At 58.2% G+C, this 3,000-nt stretch carries 3 protein-coding genes and 1 pseudogene; 1 reads left to right on the top strand and 3 read right to left on the bottom strand.

Going from position 1 to position 3,000, the window contains the following annotated elements; translation table 11 throughout:
• The 3 genes and pseudogenes from ACXJL8_RS37920 to ACXJL8_RS37930 all read right to left on the bottom strand — a co-directional run.
• Nucleotides 1-433 (bottom strand): annotated as a pseudogene (locus tag ACXJL8_RS37920) (hypothetical protein); the annotation flags it as partial.
• Complete coding sequence (locus tag ACXJL8_RS37925; RefSeq protein ID WP_456624360.1) at nucleotides 430-912, bottom strand: hypothetical protein; 483 nt, start codon at nucleotides 910-912, stop codon at nucleotides 430-432. The gene ACXJL8_RS37925 and the pseudogene ACXJL8_RS37920, both read right to left, overlap by 4 nt.
• A 56-nt stretch (nucleotides 913-968) precedes the next feature.
• The gene (locus ACXJL8_RS37930) at nucleotides 969-2,126 is read right to left on the bottom strand and encodes a phage tail protein (protein WP_456686698.1); all 1,158 of its coding nucleotides are present in this window, start codon (nucleotides 2,124-2,126) and stop codon (nucleotides 969-971) included.
• A 438-nt stretch (nucleotides 2,127-2,564) separates the two neighbouring features.
• Between ACXJL8_RS37930 and ACXJL8_RS37935 the strand changes: the two genes are divergently transcribed.
• Nucleotides 2,565-3,000 (top strand): DUF2254 family protein (locus ACXJL8_RS37935; RefSeq protein ID WP_456686699.1); only part of this gene is annotated, 436 nt, incomplete at its 3' end.

The following is a 3,000-nucleotide window of genomic DNA, read 5'->3' on the forward strand; positions in this document are numbered from 1 at the left end:
GCGCTGCGAGACAATCCAGATCAGCGTCCCACGCCTCAACGTTCGTCCCGATCACCACGCCGATGTTGGTTCGCATGGTCGAAGCATTGCAGTCGGTCGGGTTGGCCGTGCCTGCCGTCGCATTGCATTTTGTGGTGTTCGCCGCCATYGTGGCGAGCTGCGAATTCGTGACCTTGCTGGCGCCGATAGCCGTGACGCCGGCAGCGGTCATCGTCACGTCTCCGGACAACGCAGCGCAGATGGGCTTGGCGGCATTCTGCCCGATGGCGATCTGCGCTTGGGTACACAGGACCGAGAGAAAGCCATCTACGCCCGGCCCGCTCCCGACAGCGAAAGCGTTTGCAGTGACGGTTCCGGCGTTCTGCGCCTGAGCAGGAGCCACAAAAAATGCAGCCAAAGCGGCGGCCACGAAAAGCTTTGAGATTCGGTTCATCTTGCGTACCCGACACCTGGAATAGGACGGAGGAAGATGCTGCCTGTGTCGCCCGCAATCTTCCATGAAGAGCGGCCCTGGATTGTTTCGGACCCACTCGGCAGAATCATTATGTTGTTGGTGCCGGCATCACCTCTCCAATCGCACACAAGGACCGGGCAGGTTTTGCTCGCTGCCAAAGGCAGGTTAAGCGTGATCGCTGCGCCAGCCGTCTGATCGACGCGCACGATGCCAGCGTTCGCATCGATCTCGACCGGCCCAGCCGCCGTAATGTGTTGATCCGAGAGCTCGTTCGGCTGAAAGTATGGCCCCAACATTTCGGCAAGGGCATCGATATCCATGCTGAACGTGAAGTTGCCGCCCGTCTTGTCGAGCAGGATCGGGCTCGTTGTCGTGACCCTGCCTGGAAAACGGACATCCATCTTCCCCTTGATGACTGGCTTGGGGAGAATCTTGAGCCTGAGAACGGGAGGAGCCATCAAGCAGCTCCCGCAAGTTTCTGCACGTCAATGCCATTCAACGTAATCATGTGGGCTCACATTTTAATGTAGGTTGTAGCGAGGATGGTCGGCTGGACGATTGGATGCGCGCTACCGCCGCCAGTGTTCTGGATCGTGATGCCCGTGGTCGCCGTGTTTGTTGCGCCGCTGGATGAATTGGCAGTAGCCGAAAGGGAAAGATTGCCAGGGGACGAAGATAAACCCAAAAAATAGGGGTGGCTGTGGCCCGGATCGGTGACGCCGTGATTGTGTGACGGCATTTGGGCGGCCGTAAGCGTTTGACTTTCAGCACCGCCAACCGCGCCTAACGTCGTTGCAGTGGATCCAAAGTAGCTTGAAGTAAGACGCGATGCAGCGCTGTTGCCCATGTCGTCGAGACTGGCGAGGACGCGGCCTCGGCAATCTGGAAGTGCCAATGTCTTGTTGGCAGAAAAGTCAGCAGCCGCCGAGGCGCCCCGCCCTCCGCCGACCGCAAGGTTGCTATCAGCACCCCAGAGATAAGCAAACAGCGCCTGGGTATCGGAATTGGCGCGCTCAGTAGCGCCCGAACTAGCATTTCCGATCGTTCGACCGTTGCAACGAACCCAGCCTGACAAGACCCCGGTCCCATAAAATTGCATGAAGGCGCCAGTCTGGAAAATTGTCGTCGGGTCGACCGTTCCGCCGCCGCCCCCGCCGCCCGAAGGACCGACGATCAGCAGATTGTCCTGAACGAGCTTCTGATTGCCGTTCTTGTCGGTCAGTCGGACCTTGATCGATCCATCAGCGCAGAAGAGCTGGGGAATGCGCCCAGCAGCATCGAGCGTGACCGGGTTCGGCCAAGCCAAGGTGRGGCCAGTGTCCTGGTAGCAGTTCTGCGGGGCGGCCGTGGTGCCGGCCTGGATGAGGAAAAGCTTCCCGCCGCTGAGCGGTTTGGCGAACTCGTCAAGCTGCTGGGTCATGCTGATGCCAGGGATGGTGCCCGCTGCCAGCGCATTCGAAGCGAATAGCGCGAGCGCAAAAAATGCACCCAACGCCCGCCCAGCAAACGGATGCAGATTGACACCGTCCGAACGAAGTCGATCAACGACCGATTGACGGATGTAATCAGATTTCGACTGGCACCTTTGTTTTGCTGCCGTGTCTATCGCTTCCGACAGATTTGCCGGCGCCCTGAACTGCACCAGCTCTTCAAACTTGCGGGGATCGTCCATCTCTCGTCCTCATGCAATCTGCATGAGAGTGTCAGTACGAGGGATGAATCAGTGGCACCATTTCAAGGCTGCGGGTGTTGAGCGCTTAGCGGAAGCTGCGGACTTTGCGGGTGCAGTGGGTCCGCTCATTACCTGAAAGCAGACGTATCTCACAGCCGGCGTGACGTCGCCGAAGGGCCACAAGCGGACCATCGGCGACCTTGAAACGTTCGCGATGCTGCATCATGCTTCCGAGGGGCTGCGGAACGCAATCGGTCCAGCCGCAGGCAAGCTGAAGGGGTGCAGTCAGATGCCTCTCTGGTTGATTCCGGTCATTTACGCTGCTGCGAGTTTCCTCTGCGGGATCACGCTGACACGACTTGAGCAGGCATACTTTCCTTACAATTCCGGCATTTCCGCTGCGTCGGCTCAGGCATTCTTGCGGCTGTCGCTTCCGGCATGATCTCGCTCACTGGTATCGTGTTTACTGTCGGCCTGGTCATGGTGCAATTCAGTGCCATTGCATACTCACCGAGGCTCGTTCTCCTTTTAGCTCGCGACCCAAAGCTGTTTCATTCGCTGGGTGTGTTCATCGCCACGTTTACTTATTCCCTTTCCGTTCTGCTCTATGTCGATCGCAATGAGTCCGGGATCGTGCCGATGGTCTCCGGCTTCGTGGTCGCCGCGTTGCTTTTGCTCAGCGTGCTGCTGTTTTCCGCGCTGATGAAAGGCTTGAGCGACCTCCAGATCACTAACGTGCTTCACACAATCGGCGACACGGGTCGCGAGATCATGCGCGAGATGTTTCAGCGCCTCGATGAGAAAGCGAACACTCAATCGAAGCATGGACAAGAGACGTACAATGTTCCTGAATTAGGTCCGGTGGTCCAAACGT

The sequence above is a fragment of the Bradyrhizobium sp. P5_C11_2 genome, from assembly GCF_054049755.1.

Bases quoted from the DNA above. Each gene is read 5' to 3' on its own strand.
- ACXJL8_RS37925 (WP_456624360.1), bottom strand. From the start codon at position 912: ATGGCTCCTCCCGTTCTCAGGCTCAAGATTCTCCCCAAGCCAGTCATC.